Here is a 19,924-nt window from a genome sequence, read left to right on the forward strand (position 1 = left end):
TTTTGACTACTCAAAATTAACCGAAAAAAATCAATTCTAGACTGGTTTTGGTACTGATTTCGTGGATTTCATACAGGTCATTTTTTTGACCCCCCCGTGAACGGTTACGCCGGTATGGTGTTCATGGTGCGTTGGCTCTGTTCTCCACCTTTCGATTTAGGAAACTTAAAACCAATGACATATGACAAAAGACAGTCATAATGAAAATATGGATAATTTATTTAGGATTGCTATAGTTCAGCACAAAGAATAATTGCGAAAGAAACGCTACTTTTTGCAACAAATAGTTTATTGAATCGCATCTTACATACTCTAATATTATTAGTAGAGAGGTTCAGCAGTTCTTAAAAGTCCTTGTAATGCTTCTTTTTTTAACTAGCTATTTTCCATTTGTTCAAAATTTGTTACTATAAGTCAAACAAGTTTGATAATAAAAAAACCATTTGTAATCGACCACGGGGTGATCGCAAATTGCGAGACAACAAAACCCTTCTGTTGATAGGAATTGACATCTTCTCCTAATAATGTCTCTCCACAACAACTACAAGTTTCTGGATGATGGTCTAAAACGCTGTCACACTTGGATACATCGTACAGAAAGGTACTTGTTCACAACAAGTTAACCAATGGAAGATTCACATGCAACTACCAAATACTCTCAAGACTCCGTTTTTTCTACAGACGCTCCAGTTTATTGCTAACCCTGTAAGATTTGTAGAAAAAGTGGCTCAGCAATATCCTGACATATTCACCGCGAAAGTATCTTACACCGGGTCTGCTTTTTGGGAAAATCTGGTATTTATTAACCATCCTCAAGGAATAGAGGAAATTTTAACCAACACAAAGAAGTTTGCAGCCCCCGGTGATGTCAACAAAATCATGAAGCCTTTACTAGGAGAATACTCACTCGTCCTGCTTGAGGGGGAACGCCACAAGCAACGGCGAAAACTCTTAATGCCTTGCTTTTTCGGTGACCAAATGCGGCGAGCCTACGGTCAACTCATCGTTAATATTACAGAAAAAGTATTTGGTCAGTTACCCATAGACACACCCTTTTCTGCTCGTACTGCAATGCAGGATATTGCTTTGCAAGTCATATTAGAAGCTGTCTTCGGCTTGTATGAAGGAGAACGCTACCAACAACTCAAGCGCTTAATAACTGTAATGTTGGAAGATGTGCTTAAGTCTCCTTTAACTTCTAGCTTATTATTTTTCCCTTTCCTGCAAAAGGATTTAGGTTCTTGGAGCCCTTGGGGCTACTTTGTGCGGCTACAGCAACAAATTTATGAATTGCTTTACGCTGAAATTGCTCAACGCCGGGAGCAACCCGATCCAAATCGCGTCGATATCCTCTCATTATTGATGTCTGTCCGTGATGAAGAGGGTAAACCGATGACTGATCAGCAGTTGCGCGATGAGTTATTGACGCTTCTAGTGGGAGGACATGAATCCACAGCAACTGCAATGGCTTGGGGATTATATTGGATTCACAAGAAACCATTCATACCTGAAAAACTGCTCCAAGAACTACATAGCCTTGGTGATTCTCCAGATCCGATAAGCATTTTCCGGCTCCCCTATCTCACCGGTGTCTGTAATGAAAGTCTGCGAATTCATCCCGTTTTTCCTTTTACCTTTACTAGAGTTGTGAAAGAACCAGTTGAACTACTAGGACATCTTTTAGAACCTGGTACTTTAGTAGTAGGCTGTATTCATCTTACGCATCAGCGTGAGGACTTATACCCAAATCCCCAGCAGTTTAAGCCAGAGCGATTTTTAGAACGACAATTTTCTCCCTATGAATTTTTGCCGTTTGGTGGTGGAATCCGTCGTTGTATTGGCGAGGCTTTAGCGCTGTTTGAAATGAAGCTAGTATTGGCAACAGCAATCTCTCGTTACGAACTGGCTCTAGTCGATGAGCGACCAGAACGACCACAGCGCCAACGTCTTACCATGGCACCTGGCAATGGTGTCAAAATGGTAATAACAGGGCAGCGTGCACCTCATCGAGAGTATTCAGTCACATCAATTCAATAGCAGTTGCGCTTGAACATTCAGAAAAATCTTATTCGGTTTGCTCGAAAAGCGAATTTTACGCAGGTTCAGCACCATATCTACTCTCTCAATTAATTGTTGCATTGGTAATAACTGAACTATGGACTTCAGTTGGACGGAGAATCAGAATGAACTGTATGCTAAAGTCCTGGCTTTAGCAAAAGAAAAACTAAATAGTTCGGCTAAAGAACCAGAAATGGCTCAGAACCTTTGGCATCTGTGTGGTGAATTAGGAATTTTAGGCTTATGTGTGCCAAAGCGCTATGGTGGTATGGGTCTAGATGCGTTAACTACAACGCGCGTCATAGAAGCTTACGGGCGTGGATGTGAGGATATGGGTTTCGTCTTTGCCACATTGGCCCACCTATTTGCCTGTACCATGCCAATTTTGGAGTATGGAACTGAGCTACTTAAAGAAGCGATTCTGCCACAGTTATGTTCTGGTGAGTGGAAAGGCGCTAATGCAATCACTGAGAAAGAAGCTGGCTCCGATGTTTTTGCCCTTAGAACCAAGGCAGTTCGTGATGGTAAATCCTATGTATTGACAGGTCATAAGATTTACGTAACTAACGCTCCTCTTGCTGACGTATTTGTCGTATACGCATCGACAAATCCCACTCATGGTTACCTAGGGATTACTGCATTCATTGTTGAGAAAAACACGCCTGGAGTGATTGTCGGGAAACCGTTTAGTAAAATGGGTCTAGACAGCACTTTTGCCAGTTCAGTCTACTTTAAGGACTGCCATGTGCCAGAAGGCAACAAGCTCGGAAATGAGGGACAAGGAGCACAAGTCTTTCAAAGCTCTATGCAATGGGAGCGAGCGTGCTTGTTTGCTGCATATGTGGGGATGATGGAACGTCAACTTGAGCAAACTATCGGTTATACTCGCTCTCGTCGCCAGTTCGGCAGAGCAATTAGTAAGAATCAAGCAATTTCGCATCGCATTGCTGATATGAAGTTACGTCTTGAATCTGCCCGTCTTCTGCTTTACCGCGCTTGTTGGCTATTCGATCAAGGAAAAAATCCCGTGCTGGACGTGTCAATGTCTAAGTTAGCGATCAGCGAAGCCGCAATTCAATCCAGTCTAGATGCTATCCAAATCCACGGTGGGATAGGCTTTCTGACTGAGTTTGGCATTGAACGGGGGTTACGAGATGCTATTCCCAGCACCATTTTTTCAGGTACGTCAGAGATGCAGCGCGAGCTAATCGCTCGAGAGTTAGGTCTGTGAGTACCCCTTTCAAGGAATTTAGTTATGGTATAACCTTCCAAGTGTTGTGTTGCTATTGATAAGCGTACTTGTAATCCTTTTAGAGCAAAGACTTTGAAGATTATCTTATTAACCTTGCAAGGGGGTTGTTTATGAGCCTGCAGAACTTTCTCATCCTTAGTGCAAAACGTACGCCAGATGCGTTGGCTATCAGGGGACCTGACGGCAGTATAACTTATGGTGAGCTAGATAGGTTAGCCAACCGCATTGCTAAAGCACTGACTGCACTTGGTGTTTGTAGGGGAGATCGCGTCGGGATTTGGCTCGATAAATCAGTACGTGCTGTGGCAACAATGCAAGGGGTGTTGCGCCTTGGCGCTGCTTATGTCCCCATCGATCCACTGGGTCCTGCTGTTCGCACCCGCACCATTCTCAAAGATTGTGCAGTCAAGGCACTTATCACCACTGAGAAACGTGCTGAAGCCACGTTGACTAATGATCTTGAGTGCGTGGCTTGCTTATGTACCGATGGCATCTGGAAAGGGCAAACCTGGAATGACCTGGTGGCATTCTCTGACGAGCCAGTAGAAGGATTTTCCCCTGCTGACGATGACTTGGCATACATCCTTTACACGTCTGGTTCAACAGGAAAACCCAAAGGAGTCTGTATCAGCCATCGCAATGCATTGGCATTTATCGAGTGGGCCGCCCAAGAACTCCAAGCAACCCCTGCCGATAGGTTTTCTAACCACGCACCTTTTCACTTCGACCTATCAGTACTAGACCTTTATGTCGCATTTCACGTGGGAGCGTCTGTCTCTCTCGTTCCCGATGGAATGTCTTATGCTCCCAAGCGACTAGTCGATTTCATCACTCAAGAGACAATCACCATCTGGTACTCTGTGCCGTCAGCGTTGATTCTGATGATGGAGCAGGGCGGTTTGTTAGACAGGCAAACCCTCCCATTGCGTGCTATCCTCTTTGCTGGAGAGCCTTTCTCGCTCAAGCACTTAAGGCGGCTTTATGAATACTTGCCGTCAGTGCGATTTCTGAATCTTTATGGTCCAACTGAAACAAATGTCTGTACATTCTACGAAGTACAAGGGATTGAGCCGGACCGCACGAAGCCTGTTCCTATCGGTCGGGCGTGTTCTGGCAATTGCGTCTGGGCGCTGAAAGATGACGGCACAAAGGCTAAGCTCGGTGAAGAGGGAGAGTTAATAGTCTCTGGTCCTACCGTCATGCTCGGTTACTGGGGACATCCACCACAAGGTGACAAACCTTATGCCACAGGGGATATTGTCAGGCTACTCAAAGATGACAATTACCTGTATGTAGGTCGCCGTGACCACCTGGTTAAAGTGCGCGGTCACCGGGTGGAACTTGGCGACATTGAAGCAGCCCTAGCAGAACATCCTGAAATCCATGAGGCAGCGGTTGTTGTGTCCGGTTCGGGAATTGATGCCCGTCTAACCGCGTTTGTAGTTAGCACAGGCGATTTGCCCCTCTTGTCCATTAAACGGCACTGTGCCGAGCGTTTGCCGCGTTATATGATCGTTGATGATGTGCGCTTTATTGCGGCACTGCCTCGCACTAGAAACGGCAAAATTGATCGCCAGAGGCTGACGCAGGAAGCGGTTAATATCACCAGTGCATTATCACGAGTATAGGAAGGAACAAATGCAACAGTCTGAGGTTTTGGAAGCTTTGAAGGCATACATTACCAACGAGGTTCTAGACGGTAAGGACATTGGTTTAGAAACAACAACTCCCTTGCTTGAATGGGGTGTTATCAACTCACTTGAGATTGTTAAAGTACTCAACTTCATTTGGAATCAATTTGGAATTGAAATACCTGCTGAAAAAGTGACTGCTGAACATTTCAAAGATTTAGTTTCTCTCACTCATTTAGTTCTCGGAATCGCTAAGGAAAGTTAGGCATCTGTGAGCTAGTTAAAAATTACAATTGTGTAGCAAGGCAAACTCAAACTAATCGGTTTTAAGCTAGAAAGAATAACTCTTACAGTTATCCTAATGTGTTTAAGAGGAGAAAAACGTGAGTATAGAACAGCCCAACTTTGATGTTGGAATTATTGGTGGTGGACCTGCCGGTTCCGCGATCGCTTCTTATCTGGCTAAAGCAGGTCTAAAATGCATTGTGTTAGAACGGGAGAAGTTTCCCCGTCCTCATGTTGGAGAATCTCTGGTACCATCTTCAACGCGGGTTTTCAAAGAAATTGGTTTTCTTGAGAAGATGGATCGGGCAGGTTTTCCTCGGAAGTATGGTGCTGTATGGACAGCAGCTTCCAATTCAAAAAGTCCGATTTACCAACATGATTGGCAAGGACTGGAAGCAGACTGTCATGCAGATGTTAGGTTTGAAGAACGAGACCAACATGGTGTAGACCGTAGCTATACTTACCATGTTGATCGCGGCAAATTTGACTTACTTTTACTTCAGCATGCTCAAGAGTTAGGTGCAACCGTCTGTGAAGAGGTACGAGTAAAGGAAGTAGATTTCTCGGAGCCATCCCAACCTCAAATTCACTTTTCTACAAACAAACGAGAGATGAGCACGAGTGTTCGGGTGGTTGTCGATGCCAGTGGTCGTCAAACGCTGCTTGGCAATCAACTCAAATTAAGAATTCCCGATCCTGTGTTTGATCAGTGCGCCATACACACCTGGTTTGAAGGCTATGATCGGTCCACACTTTCCAGAAATGAGCGACAGCAAGACTATATTTTTGTTCACTTCTTACCAATCACGAATAGTTGGGTTTGGCAAATCCCGATCTCAGAGACTATCACCAGCATTGGTGTAGTCACACAACGGAAAAATTTTGTAAAATCGCAAGCATCTCGTGAAAAGTTTTTCTGGGATTGTGTAGAGAGCCGTCCAGAACTTTTAGCTGGTTTGAAGGCAGCTAAGCAACTCCGCGCATTCAAAGAGGAAGGCAATTACAGCTACTCTATGAAGCAGATCTGTGGAGATGGCTTTGTGCTGATTGGTGATGCCGCTCGTTTTGTTGACCCCATTTTTTCTAGTGGCGTTAGCATTGCTCTCAACAGTGCCCGCTGTGCCAGTATAGATATTATTAAAGCTGCCGAAAAGGGCATCTTTACTAAAGATAGCTTTGCAACCTATGAAGCTATTCTCCGCCGAGGCGTGAGAAACTGGTATGAGTTCATTTCTCTCTATTATCGTTTAAACGTCCTCTTTACTGCTTTTATCCAAGATTCTCGATATCGGCTCGATATCATCAAGCTGCTCCAGGGGGATGTATACGACGAAGAGGAACCGGAAGTTCTCCGAGCGATGAGGGAGACTGTCACGGCAGTGGAGCAGAACAAAAATCACCTATGGCATCAATTCCTGGGTGATTTGAAAGCTCCTTCACTAGCGCCCTCGTTTTGAAGTAGGGCTGTTTCATTCGTTAAGGAGAGAGAATTTGTCAATACGTAGCGCGATAATTTTTGGGATATAAGTTATAGAAAACCTATATTTAGATCCAGACAATTTAACTTTTATCCAGAAAATTAAGGGCGGTCGCTAACATTAACCCTTGACATTATGAGCCTTTGAGGGAATGAAACAGCCCTGCTCGTTTTGAAGTAGGAGTTGGGGGCAAATTGAGTCATTTCTAATTTTTGTATAATAGATTACCAAGGTGAAAGTGCAGGTGATGCTATGAACGGGATGCAACCAGAGCCTATCGCTATCATCGGGATTGGATGTCGTTTTCCTGGTGCCAAGAATCTCCAAGCGTTCTGGAAACTGTTACGAGATGGTATTGATGCTGTTCGTGAGGTTCCTGAGAATCGCTGGGATGTAAATCAGCTTTATGACCCAGACATAACAAAGTCTGGAAAAATGTCAAGCCGATGGGGTGGTTTCATCGATGATGTAGATAAGTTTGACTGGCGTGCATTTCGTCTCTCTCCCCGTGAAGCAAAGTATATCGATCCCCAGCAGCGCTTGCTTTTGGAGGTTGTTTGGGAAGCACTGGAAGATGCCGGACTTACCCTAGAGAAAGTAGCAGGTAGCCGGACTAGCGTCTTCCAGGGAATTTCATCCAACGACTATCTCAGGTTGCAAACTAGAGATTGGTCTAAGCTTGATAGCTACACTATTACAGGAAATAACCCTGCCTTTACTGCTAACCGGATCTCGTACTTCTTTGACTTAAAAGGACCAAGCATTACTATCACCCAAGCTTGTGCTGCATCATTAGCTGCCGTTCATTATGCCTGTCAAAGCTTGTGGACAGGAGAAGCTACGTTGGCTATTGCGGGTGGGGTGAATCTCATGTTGTCGCCAGACATTAGTATCATGCTGTCTAAAGCTGGAACTCTCTCTCCTGAAGGACGTTGCAAAACTCTTGACGCACGGGCTGATGGCTATGTTCGCGGGGAAGGAGCTGGCAGTGTAGTTCTAAAGCCCCTCTCTCAGGTGACCCGGTCTGATAGAGTTTATGCTCTTATCCTTGGGACTGCGATTAATCACAATGGCCATAATGAATGGATTATGGCAGCTAATCCTACGTCACAGGAATCAGTGATCCGTGACGCTTGTCGTCGATCTGGTGTCGAATTATCAGACATAGATTATGTTGAGCTGAATGGCACGGGGCTTCCAAAAGGCGATCCCATTGAGGCGAAAGTTGTTGGAGCAACAATAGGTACTCAGTGTGGACGCAGTCACCATTGCATTGTCGGATCGGTCAAAACCAATATTGGTCATCTGGAAGCTGCTGCGGGCATTGCTAGCTTAATCAAAGTGGCGCTTTCCCTTTACCATCGGGAAATTCCACCTACTTTGCATCTACAGCAGCCCCACCCAGACATTTGCCTGGAATCTCTCGGCTTAGTAGCCCAACAGAAACTCGGTCCGTGGCCTAATAAGATAGGATCACATTTAGCAGGGGTGACTGTAACCTCAATGACAGGCATTAATGCCCATGTGGTATTAGAAGGTTCTCCTCAGTCCAACAACAAGTTATCTCTTATAGAACAACTTGAAACTGGACAGGTACACTTACTACCTCTGTCAGCACGTAGTCCAGAAGCGCTTGCGGATTTGGCTTGTGCTTTTAAAGATTTCTTGACTATTGAGGAGTCTAATACCCTTTCTTTGCAAGACATTTGTTATACTGCCAGTGTACGACGTAGTCACCACGAGTATCGCCTTGCAATTACAGGTAATTCTCGACAGACCTTAGCTAAGTCACTAGAGTTTTTTTTGGAGGGACAAGCTTCGTCCGGATTATGCCTGGCAACTAAGGTGTCAAACAGTTCACCAAAGATTGTCTTTGTGCTTCCTAGTCAAGTCCCCCAAGGGTGGACTCTAAGAAAAAAGCTTTTAGGAGAAGAAATTCATTTCAAAACGGCTTTGGAGGAGTGCGATCGCCTTTTTCGCCAGCACGCTAACTGGTCTTTGTGGAAAGAAGCAGACGCTAATGAGTCTTGCTCCCCCTTGGCTCAAACTGAGACTTTTCAGCTAGAACTTTTTGCTCTTCAGGTAGCTTTAGCAGCTGTATGGCGTTCTTGGGGGATTGTGCCAAAAGCTGTTATTGGTGACGGTTTGGGGGAAATAACGGCGGCTTACTTGGTCGCAACCCTGAGCCTAGAAGATGCTGTGTTGTCTTTAGTCAACAATCTAAAGTCCGTCGCGAAACAAACCAAGGACAAAGGACAAAAAACAAATGACGAAGAACCGTTTTTCTGTGCAGCAATTCTCGAGCAAATGGTGACGAAGGATTACAATGTGTTTGTAGAACTCGCCCCACACCCTGTTTTGTCCGAATCAATTTTTAAGTGCTTGCACCAAATTGGTAGAGAAGGAACTGTGTTGGCATCTCTGCGTCAACGGGAAGAGGAACGAACAGTTATGCTAAAGTCTCTGTCTGCCCTTTACACCTTAGGATGCAAAGTAAATTGGGAGACACTCTATTCTGATGAATGCCGATGTGTTCAACTACCAACTTATCCTTGGCAGCGCGAGCGACTATGGCTTGATTGGCTCGATGTTAAGACAATAAGTACTGCCCCTGAAATTGCCAATGGGCGTCAAAAACTAAGGGAAGAAACATGGAGTTCAAATATAGCAACACGTACAACCCGCGAGACAATTCTGAGGGTAGAGCCATGTCAACGCCAGCATTTGTTAGAGTCTTACCTTATTAAACAGGTTGCTTCAGCGCTAGGATGTGATCTCCACGAGCTGGATATTCAGCTACCTCTAAATAGACTGGGACTAGATTCTATCTCGGCTCTTGAGGTGAAACATCGAGTAGAGGCTGACCTTGGGGTTACCATACCAATAACTAAGTTATTGGAAGGATATGGAATTCCCCAAATTGTAGCGCAAGTACTAATGAAGCAGCTGACAACTGGGGTTAACACGGCATCATCTGCTCTTACCCCAGATCGGGAACTCGAGATAACTAGGGTGACCAAAGACATACAAACCAGTGATTTCCTGCACAACAGTGACGCAGTTATTCATCAGACTTGGGAAGAATTCAAAATATAAAGGTTAATCTTGTAGGACAACCTCAGCTGCTTCTATAGATTGGCTGCATGACTGGTAGTTGCAGATATTTCTACACAGCAATAGGCTTCTTGCACCAAAAGTGCAGTACACAATCTCATAGGTACAAACCTTTACAATAACAACTGTGAACTAAATATGTCAGAAGTAGACTTTGATATCGGAATCATTGGTGGTGAACCTGCGGGTTCAGCAACCGCTGCTTACCTTGCTAAAGCAGGTCTTAAATGTGTTATTTTTGAAAGCGAAATTTTTCCTCGCCCACATGTAGGAGAATCTCTAGTTCCATCATCAACACGAGTGTTTAAAGAGATTGGATTTCTTGACCAGATGGAACAAGCAGGTTTTCCCAAAAAATACGGTGCTGCCTGGACATCTGCTGAAAAAGCTCCAATCTATGACATGAGCTAAGCTCGACAAAATCCATTTTGTCGAGCTTAGATGGTCTAGAAGCAGAACGACTCAAAGTTATCGGGAAGCCCGCTATTAAATTTATGAATGAGTATAAATTATGAAGGCAACAGAACTATTAACAGAGCTTAGGCAATTGGGCGTTCAGTTGTGGATAGATGGACAGGAGTTGATTTGCCGTGCTCCTAAAGGTACCTTAACGCCTGAACTTCGCACTTTGATGGCTCAGCAAAAATCAGAGCTGTTGGCACTGCTACATTTTCATGACAAGGAAACGCGTAGCTCAACGTTGCCCACAATTGTACCTGCTCTTGACCAGCGACATCTTCCTTTTCCTCTGACAGAAATTCAGCAAGCCTACTGGCTTGGTCGAAATGGAGCATTTGAGCTAGGTAATGTCGGAAACCATTTCTATGTAGAACTTGAATGTGAAGAACTAGATTTAAATCGGTTGAGTTCTGCTTGGCAGAAGGTTATCAGTCGTCATGATATGTTGCGTGCGGTTGTCACAGCAGATGCCCAGCAGCAAATCCTAGAGCAAGTTCCTCCCTATCAAATTGAAATCCAAGACCTGCGCGCTCAGGAACCAGAAACAGTTGCTCAACGACTAGAGGCAGCTCGCGATCGCCTCTCACACCAACTATTTCAGCCAGAACAGTGGCCCTGGTTTGAAGTTCAAGCTTACCTTTTAGATGAGCGACGTATCCGACTTCTAATCAGTATAGAGCTTTTAAACCTGGATGTCACAAGTGCAACCATGATTTTCCGGGAGTGGTGGCAGTTGTACAAGAATCCTGAGCTTTCTCTTCCAGCCTTAGAATTTTCTTTTAGAGACTATATCTTAGCAACCGATGCCTTCCGAAAATCAGAAGCCTACCAGCGTTCCCTAGCTTACTGGAAAGAACGTGTGGCAACACTTCCCCCTGCTCCCGAACTGAGTCTCGCTATCAATCCCAATGTCCTAAACCAGCCTAAATTCAAGTGTCACAAAGCAACCTTAGAAGCTGAAACCTGGTCAAAGTTAAAGAATCGGGCAGTTGAGATGGGGCTGTCACCATCTGGAGTGTTACTGGCAGCCTATGCCGAAATCCTGGCTACTTGGAGCAAGAATTTACGCTTTACCATTAATCTTACACTTTTTAATCGCCTGCCGTTACATCCTAAAATAAACGATATTGCTGGTGACTTTACGTCTCTCATTCTGTTGGCAGTTGACAATTCAGGGCAGTATACTTTTGCAGAGCGGGCAAAGCACATACAGAAGCAGCTTTGGGATGATATGGATCACTGCCATGTTAGTGGTGTCCAAGTTTTGCGAGAACTGTCTCGTCTCCAAAGTAGGGAGCGAGAGGCTGTTATGCCTGTGATATTTACGAGTGCCCTTAACTCCAGCAGTGACGGAATATTTGAATGGTTAAACAAGTTTGGCTCCGTTGTCTACAGTATTTCCCAGACACCCCAGGTTTGGTTAGATTATCAGGCACACGAGCAAGGAGGATCTCTGATTAATGTCTGGGCTACGGTAGAAGGGCTGTTTCCAGAGGGACTTCTGGATGATATGCTCAATGCTTACAATCGTTTGCTTCAGAGATTAGCTAATCACAAAGAAAGTTGGCAGCAAAAAATCTTTCAACTGATTCCAAAAGCACAACTAGAACGGCGAACTGCCATCAACGCCACCCAGGCACCTGTAACATCTCATATGCTGCACACTTTATTTGCCGAACAGGTGCCACAGCGATCGCAACAACCGGCTGTCATCTCATCCAAACGCACTCTCAATTACCTGGAATTGTACCGCCGTGCTCATCAAGTAGGACATCGGCTGCGACAACTCGGTGCCCATCCTAACACATTGGTTGGGGTTGTCATGGAAAAGGGGTGGGAGCAAGTCGTTGCTGTGCTAGGAATCCTTTATTCCGGTGCTGCTTACTTACCTATTGACCCAGCACTTCCTCAGGAGCGACTGTGGCATCTTTTAGAGCAGGGGGAAGTAAAGCTCGTTTTAACGCAATCTTGGCTGAATGAGAAATTGACTTGGTCTAATGGTATTCAGCGGCTAGGTGTTGATGATGAAGATATCCAGGGAGTTGACGATAGTCCCTTAGAGTCAGTGCAGAAACCAGAAGATTTAGCCTATGTTATTTTTACTTCAGGCTCTACGGGAACACCTAAAGGGGTAATGATTGACCATCGGGGTGCTGTCAACACAATTGTTGACATTAACCAGCGTTTTGGCGTTGAACCTACAGATCGAGTGCTAGCCCTGTCTTCTCTCAATTTTGACCTGTCGGTCTACGATATCTTCGGCACACTAGCTGCAGGAGGAACTATCGTCATTCCAGATGCTGAACACACGAAAGACCCAGCTCATTGGGTTGCTTTGATGGCTCAAAACAAAGTGACTGTCTGGAATTCAGTACCTGCCTTAATGCAAATGCTGGTAGAATATAGTAAAAAAAATCAGCACCAAGAGTGGCTTAACGGTTTGCAATTAGTGCTACTGAGTGGAGATTGGATACCGCTAAACTTACCTAATCAGATAAAAGCACTGTTTAAAAACGCACAGGTGATTAGCCTAGGAGGAGCCACTGAAGCTTCTATTTGGTCGATTCTTTATCCAATTGAAGCTGTAGACCTAGCCTGGAAGAGTATTCCATATGGTCAACCAATGTGCAATCAATATTTTCAAATTCTTAATGAAAAGATGGAGCCATGCCCAGTATGGGTACCAGGACAGGTTTATATTGGTGGGATCGGACTGGCTCAAGGTTACTGGCGGGATGAACAAAAGACCAACACTAGCTTCATTATCCATCCTGAAACAGGTGAACGTTTATACAAGACTGGGGATTTAGGTCGTTATCTGCCCGATGGTAATATTGAGTTTTTAGGACGAGAGGATCTCCAAGTCAAAATTAGCGGCTACCGCATCGAGTTGGGCGAGATTGAAAAAGCTTTGGAACAGCATTCTGCGGTTAAATATGCAGTCGTAACAGCAGTAGGAAAAGAGCGAGAAAAGAAATATTTGGTAGCCTATGTTGTTCCCGACTCAGAATGGGTGTCTCTGGAGCTAGATTTCACTAACCCGATAGCTCATGTCTATAAACCCCAGCAACCTGAGGGAGTTATGACTAACCAAGGCGTTAGCGAACAAGTACCTCCTAAAGCAAGTTCTACATTTGCCTCGATTGCTGATGAGTTACACAGTTTCTTGCAAAAGAAACTACCCAATTACATGATACCTTCAGCTTATGTACCACTCCCGACTTTGCCACTGTCAGCAAATGGCAAAGTAGATCGTCGGGCGCTCCCTCAGCTGGAACCTGTGCATTCTGAGTCTGACACGGTCAATTTACCGCCCCAAAGTGAAGTAGAGCGAACCTTAGCAGCTATCGTCAAAAATGTGCTTCAGGTAGAGAGTATAGGTATGCAGAGCAACTTTTTTGACCTAGGTGCCACTTCAGTTCACATTGTGCAGGTTCATAGCAAGGTTAAAGAGGCTTTAGGTATGGATATACCCATTGTGCAAATATTTCGCTATCCAACTATTAGCTTTTTAGCAAAATACTTGAGCCACAATCAGATTGAAAAATCTTTTTCTCATCAAATGGATGAGCAAACTCAGAAGCAAAAAGAATTGAGTCATCGACAAAAACAGTTAATGGCAAAAAGACGCAATAACACGATTGTTAATCTTTAATGCAGAATGTAAGGTCGTAAAGATTATGAATTTTGAGCAGAATGGTCTAGAAATAGCGATTGTTGGAATGTCCGGACGTTTTCCAGGTGCAAAAAATATTGATGAATTTTGGGAGTGTCTCAAAAATGGAAAGGAGCTCATTACGGTTTTCTCTGATTTAGAACAGCAAGGGATACTTGCTAATGGGTCTGGTCAAAACAATAAGATAATCAAAGTTGGCGCTATCCTTGATGATGTCGAAATGTTTGATGCTTCATTTTTCGGCTTCAGTCCCAAAGAAGCTGAAACTATGGACCCACAACACCGCCTGTTTTTAGAATGTGCCTGGGAAGCTCTTGAAAATGCTGGCTATGACTGCCAAACAGAAGAAAAACTCGTAGGAGTTTACGCTAGTGTAAGTCTAAGCACTTACTTACTCTATAACATTTATCCCAATCAGGAATTGATGGAATCCAGAGGATTCTTACAAACCGAAATTGGTGTTGATAAAGATTACATTGCCACACGTGTATCCTACAAATTGAATCTTAAGGGACCTAGTGTCACTGTTCAAACAGCCTGTTCTAGTTCATTAGTTGCTGTTCACTTTGCTTGTCAAAGTTTGCTCAATGGTGAATGCGACATGGCTTTGGCTGCTGGAGTTTCAATTAAAGTTCCCCAAAATGAATTAACCCTCTCACCAGATGCTATTGTTTCTCCTGATGGACATTGCAGAGCCTTTGATGCTAAAGCAAACGGTACAGTTGGCGGTAATGGAGTTGGAGTTGTTGTCCTAAAAAGGCTAAAGGATGCGATCGCAGACAATGATCGTATTTATGCAGTCATCAAAGGCTCTGCTATCAATAATGATGGTTCTTTGAAAATCGGCTACACAGCACCCAGCCAAGATGGTCAAGCGAGGGTGATTCGCACCGCTCAAGCTATGGCGGAAGTGGAGCCAGAAACCATCACTTATATGGAAGCCCACGGAACCGGAACTCCTTTGGGAGATCCGATTGAAATCGCAGCCATGACACAAGCGTTTCGGTGCGGTACGGATAAAAATGGCTACTGTGCAATCGGCTCAGTAAAAACCAATGTTGGGCATTTGAATTCAGCGGCTGGGATCGCAGGCTTAATCAAAACCGTCTTGGCACTTCAACACAAGTTGATACCACCAAGCCTCAACTTTGAGATACCAAATTCTCAAATTGATTTTGAGAATAATCCGTTTTACGTCAATAATAAACTGTCAGAGTGGAAAGTCAATAACATTCCCCGTCGTGCTGGGGTGAGTTCCTTCGGCTTTGGTGGCACAAATGCTCATGTAATTCTTGAGGAAGCTCCTGCTTTAGAAACATCTTCCAATCGTTCCCGATCCCAGCAACTCCTGGTGCTGTCTGCCAAAACCCCTTCAGCCTTAGAAACGGCAACAACTAACCTAGCCAATTACTTAAGGCAGCACCCAGACATCAATCTTCCCGATGTGGCTTATACTCTGCAAGTGGGTCGTCAGGCATTTAATCATCGCCGAATGGTTATAGCCAAAGATATTGAGGATGCGGTCAAAGCTTTAGCGTCAACTACTGACGAAGCATATCTACAAGAGTTTCAACAGCGAGTTTACACCCAGTTTCAGGAATCAAGTGATCGCCCCGTTGTGTTCATGTTTACTGGTCAAGGAGCCCAGTATGTAAATATGACGCGGGAAATTTACCAGAGTGAACCGACATTTCGCCAAGAGTGCGATTCCTGCTGTGAATTACTCAAGCCCTACCTTGGATTAGATTTGCGCTCTTGTCTGTACCCAAAAGAGGAAGAAGTTGAAAAGGCGGCACAGCAATTACAGCAGACTGCTATTACCCAACCAACACTGTTTGTGATTGAGTACGCCCTGGCTAAATTGTGGATGTCTTGGGGAGTGCAACCTGTGGCAATGATTGGTCACAGCATCGGTGAATATGTAGCCGCCACTCTTGCAGGTGTATTCTCTTTGGAAGATGCTTTAGTTTTAGTGACGGCACGGGGTCAACTAATGCAGGAACTGCCATCAGGAAGTATGCTCGCCGTTCCTATGTCTGAAGAAAAGGTGCAACCATTCTTGGCTCAGACACTGTCTTTGGCAGCAATTAACGGATCGTCCTCCTGTGTCGTTTCAGGTACGACAGATACTGTAGAGGCAATACAAAACCAGTTAGCTTCCCAAGGCATAGACAGCCAACGTTTACATACTTCTCATGCCTTCCATTCTCACATGATGGAGCCGATTTTGAAGCGCTTCACTGAGCGGGTGACACAAGTCAGCCTTAAGCCCCCACAAATCCCCTACATTTCTAACGTCACTGGTACTTGGATTACCGCAGAACAAGCAACAGATCCTTCTTATTGGGCTTCTCATATACGGCAAACGGTGCGGTTTGCCCAAGGCTTGCAAGAGTTATTACAAGAACCCTCTCAAATTCTGCTAGAGGTGGGACCGGGTCGGACTTTGAGTAAATTAGCCAAACAGCATCCTGATAAAAAACCCGAACAGATAGTGTTAACTTCGGTACCCCATCCACAAGAGAGGAAATCGGATGTAGCATTCTTGTTACAGACGTTAGGTCAGATCTGGCTCAATGGAGTACAGGTGGATTGGTCAAGATTTTATGCTTCCGAGCAGCGTCATCGTCTCCCCTTGCCTACCTATCCCTTTGAGCGGCAAGGTTACTGGATTGAACCGCCCCAAAAGGGGCAGGGTAATCATACGGCTCAGGCGTTACTGGGCAAAAAACCAGATATCGGCGACTGGTTCTACCTACCTTTTTGGAAGCCATCAGTACCCCCATCGTTGCTTCAGGAAGAACTGGCAAAGCAAAAGTCTTGCATTTTGGTGTTGAGCGATGAGTGCGGCTTGGGCTCCCAATTGGAGAAAAAACTCCGAACACAGAACCAGGATGTGATTACCGTGAAGCTTGGATCGGAGTTTGCAAAGCTGAGCGAATGCCTGTATACTCTTAATCCTCAACAACCTGATGACTACGAGGTTTTGCTCAATGAACTACAGTCACGGGAAAATCTACCAACAAAGATTGTTCATCTATGGAATGTCACACCCCAATGTCATACAGCATCAGAACTGGAATTGCTTCTTGACCAAGCTCAAGACAAAGGATTCTACAGTCTACTGTTCCTCGCCAAAGTACTAGGAAAACTAAATCTTACGCATGAGTTTCAAATCACGGTCGTTTCTAATAATCTTCAGAAAATAAACCCCACAGAAATACTCTGTCCAGAAAAGGCGACCTTACTGGGTCCAGTGAAGGTAATTCCCCAAGAATATCCGAATATTACCTGTCGTAGCATTGATGTTGTTCTTCCTTCAGCAGGAATTTGGCAAGAGAAACTCGTAAACTACTTAATAACGGAACTCATAGTCCCCTCCTCAGAGCGATTTATTGCCTACCGTGGTAATCATCGCTGGGTGCAAACCTTTGAGCCAGTCTACTTGGATAAAGCAAAGGAAGCGACTCCACGATTAAGGGAAGGGGGAGTCTATCTAATCACGGGTGGACTCGGAAGCATTGGACTTGTTTTGGCTGAGTATCTGGCAAAGACTGTACGAGCCAAACTAGTTCTGACAGGACGTTTAGGTTTGCCCAACCGAGATAGGTGGTGCGAGTGGTTGAGTACTCACAGTAAAACCGATGGCACGAGCCGCAAGATTCGCAAAGTGCAAGAACTTGAGGAACTCGGTGCTGAGGTTTTGGTAGCTAGTGCCGATGCTGTCAATCTTGAACAAATGCGAGAAGTAATTGCTCAGACTCTAGAGCGGTTTGGTCAGATCAACGGTGTAATCCATGCTGCAGGAGTTGTGACAGAAAAAACGTTTTGTGATATTGAACAGATAACTAAAACTGAGTGTGAGCAGCAATTTCAACCAAAAATATATGGACTTTTGGTGTTGAAAAAGGTTTTGCAGGACAAAGAGCTTGATTTTTGTTTGTTGCTATCTTCTTTGTCATCAGTTTTAGGAGGATTAGGATATGTTGCATATTCAGCAGCAAATCTGTTTATGGACGCTTTTGTTCACCATTACAATCAGACCAATCCTGTCTCCTGGCTCAGCGTCAACTGGGATGGCTGGCAACTAGAGCAAGATAACAAGCAAGGTAAGTTTGTGGGAGATGTATCGACTGAATTAGCGATCGCAAAAGAAGAAGGTGTAGAGGCATTTACTAGGATCTTGTCCAAGGATATTGAACCTCAGGTAGTGGTTTCAACGGGAAATTTACAAGCCAGGATTGACCAATGGATCAAACTGGAATTTTTACGAGAAAAACCAGCTTCCCAAAAAATTACTTCATTTTCGCTTCATTCCAGACCGAATTTACCAAATGGCTATGTCGCTCCCAAGAATGAAACTGAGCAAAAGCTTGTCAATATGTGGCAGGATTTTCTTGGAGTTGAACTAATAGGAATTCACGATAATTTCTTTGAATTGGGGGGACATTCCTTAATGGCTACCCAAATCGTCACCAAGGTGCGCGAAGTATTCCAGATAGGAATGTCCTTGGGCAGGTTATTTGAGGAACCTACCGTGGCTGGCATGGCACAGTGTATTGAAACGATTCGTACAACTGCTCAGCAACTCCAAGCTTACACCAGTGACAATTTGAATGACAGAGAAGAAATAGTACTATAAACATCTCCCAGAAAAAGAAGGAAGCAGTCATCTAGAGGAACAAAAAACTCTACATCAAACTATCACTTCATAAGTCATCATTTTTTCAGGTGGTTTGAAGGCGATATATAGCACTGTTTCAATCTGCTTCCTAGCTTTCTCGTCACTCTGTCACAATTAAAAGTCTAGTTTTGTAGGAATTTGCTTTTTCAGTAAATTTTGCATTTGCACCAATTTTTGCAGGAGTTAGATATGAATACTCAGATGAAATCCATTCAAGAGTTTTTGTCCTACCTCAGCGATTTAGATATAAAGCTCTCTGCTGATGGCGATCGCCTTTGCTGTAATGGTCCCAAGGGAATATTGACGCCAACCCTACGTAATCAGATAGCTGAGCGCAAAGCAGAGATTTTGGAATTTATAAATAAGTATAATTTTCTTTTTCAAGCTAATCTTTGTAAAGACCTAAGCGAACAAGAACTTGCTGAAATCCAAGAACAGATAGATTCATTTCCCTTTCTTAATTACAATAGTTCAAATCTTTCTTCCAATAAAGCTAAAGAACTTTGGGAGAAGCTTTATAATTATTTTTCCCAAAAACTTAACTCAACAGTTGGTAGTTATGCAACTTTTTTGAACTACGGTTATGTTGCCAACGATTCTCCACAAGAGGCATTGGTTGATTTACCAAATTACACTCCTAATAAAAATCGCATTAAATTAGTACTCGAACTTATTGGAGATTGCGACCTTACAGATCGTACAATTTTAGATGTGGGTTGTGGCAGAGGTGGAACAGTTAATGTTATTGCCACATCTTTTCATGTTAAAGAAATATTTGGAATTGATTTATCAACAACAGCTATTTCATTTTGTCAAACAAATTATAATCATAGTCATGCTCATTTTATGCAGGGAGATGCAGAAACACTACCTTTTGAAGAACACAAATTCGATATTGTAACTAATATTGAATCATCTAATGCTTACCCTAATATCTTTGCTTTTTATAGAGAAGTATATAGAGTATTAAAACTCGGAGGGTACTTTTTGTACACAGATTTCTTTCCCGTAGATAAATTAGATGATTATTTATCAGATTTACAAGAGATAGGTTTTGTTATTGAAAAGGATAGAGATATTACAGCTAATGTCTTGTTATCCTGCGATGAAGCGGCAACCATAGGTAGCCAAGCTTATGGAAATGCACCTGAAATCCTAATAAGTAATTTTTTGGGGTTACCTGGTTCCACAACCTACACCAATTTCAAAAATAGAAGCTGGCTCTATAAGATATTCAGATTCAAAAAAGTATGATTGCAAGCGGAGAAACTTCAGGCTTTTAAAGTA

10 protein-coding genes are annotated in these 19,924 nt (G+C 43.9%); all 10 read left to right on the forward strand.

Annotated features, from left to right (window positions below; translation table 11 throughout):
* Nucleotides 1–639 precede the first annotated feature (639 nt).
* The 10 genes from AC5590_RS13395 to AC5590_RS13440 all read left to right on the forward strand — a co-directional run bounded on the left by AC5590_RS13395 (nt 640) and on the right by AC5590_RS13440 (nt 19,891).
* Complete coding sequence (locus tag AC5590_RS13395; protein ID WP_169264159.1) at nt 640–2,037, forward strand: cytochrome P450; 1,398 nt, start codon at nt 640–642, stop codon at nt 2,035–2,037.
* A gap of 118 nt (nt 2,038–2,155) precedes the next feature.
* The gene (locus AC5590_RS13400; protein ID WP_169264160.1) at nt 2,156–3,289 is read left to right on the forward strand and encodes an acyl-CoA dehydrogenase family protein; all 1,134 of its coding nucleotides are present in this window, start codon (nt 2,156–2,158) and stop codon (nt 3,287–3,289) included.
* Between the two features lie 131 nt (nt 3,290–3,420).
* Entirely contained in the window at nt 3,421–4,938 is a 1,518-nt protein-coding gene (locus AC5590_RS13405) for an amino acid adenylation domain-containing protein (protein WP_169264161.1), read from the forward strand.
* Between the two features lie 10 nt (nt 4,939–4,948).
* Nucleotides 4,949–5,206 carry an acyl carrier protein gene (locus AC5590_RS13410; protein WP_169264162.1) on the forward strand — a complete coding sequence of 86 codons (258 nt, stop codon included), beginning with the start codon at nt 4,949–4,951 and terminating at the stop codon, nt 5,204–5,206.
* 118 nt (nt 5,207–5,324) lie between these two features.
* Nucleotides 5,325–6,683: an NAD(P)/FAD-dependent oxidoreductase gene (locus AC5590_RS13415; protein WP_211178355.1), complete on the forward strand. Its 1,359-nt coding sequence runs from the start codon at nt 5,325–5,327 to the stop codon at nt 6,681–6,683.
* A gap of 273 nt (nt 6,684–6,956) precedes the next feature.
* Complete coding sequence (locus tag AC5590_RS13420) at nt 6,957–9,800, forward strand: type I polyketide synthase (RefSeq protein ID WP_169264163.1); 2,844 nt, start codon at nt 6,957–6,959, stop codon at nt 9,798–9,800.
* A 156-nt stretch (nt 9,801–9,956) separates the two neighbouring features.
* Nucleotides 9,957–10,229: an FAD-dependent oxidoreductase gene (locus AC5590_RS13425; RefSeq protein WP_169264164.1), complete on the forward strand. Its 273-nt coding sequence runs from the start codon at nt 9,957–9,959 to the stop codon at nt 10,227–10,229.
* 100 nt (nt 10,230–10,329) lie between these two features.
* The gene (locus AC5590_RS13430) at nt 10,330–13,932 is read left to right on the forward strand and encodes a non-ribosomal peptide synthetase (protein ID WP_169264165.1); all 3,603 of its coding nucleotides are present in this window, start codon (nt 10,330–10,332) and stop codon (nt 13,930–13,932) included.
* 25 nt (nt 13,933–13,957) lie between these two features.
* Complete coding sequence (locus AC5590_RS13435) at nt 13,958–18,595, forward strand: type I polyketide synthase (RefSeq protein ID WP_169264166.1); 4,638 nt, start codon at nt 13,958–13,960, stop codon at nt 18,593–18,595.
* Between the two features lie 231 nt (nt 18,596–18,826).
* Nucleotides 18,827–19,891: a methyltransferase domain-containing protein gene (locus AC5590_RS13440; protein WP_169264167.1), complete on the forward strand. Its 1,065-nt coding sequence runs from the start codon at nt 18,827–18,829 to the stop codon at nt 19,889–19,891.
* Nucleotides 19,892–19,924 lie beyond the last annotated feature (33 nt).

It is taken from the genome of Brasilonema octagenarum UFV-OR1, from assembly GCF_963888615.1.
GTDB classification, from domain to species: Bacteria; Cyanobacteriota; Cyanobacteriia; order Cyanobacteriales; family Nostocaceae; genus Brasilonema; species Brasilonema sennae.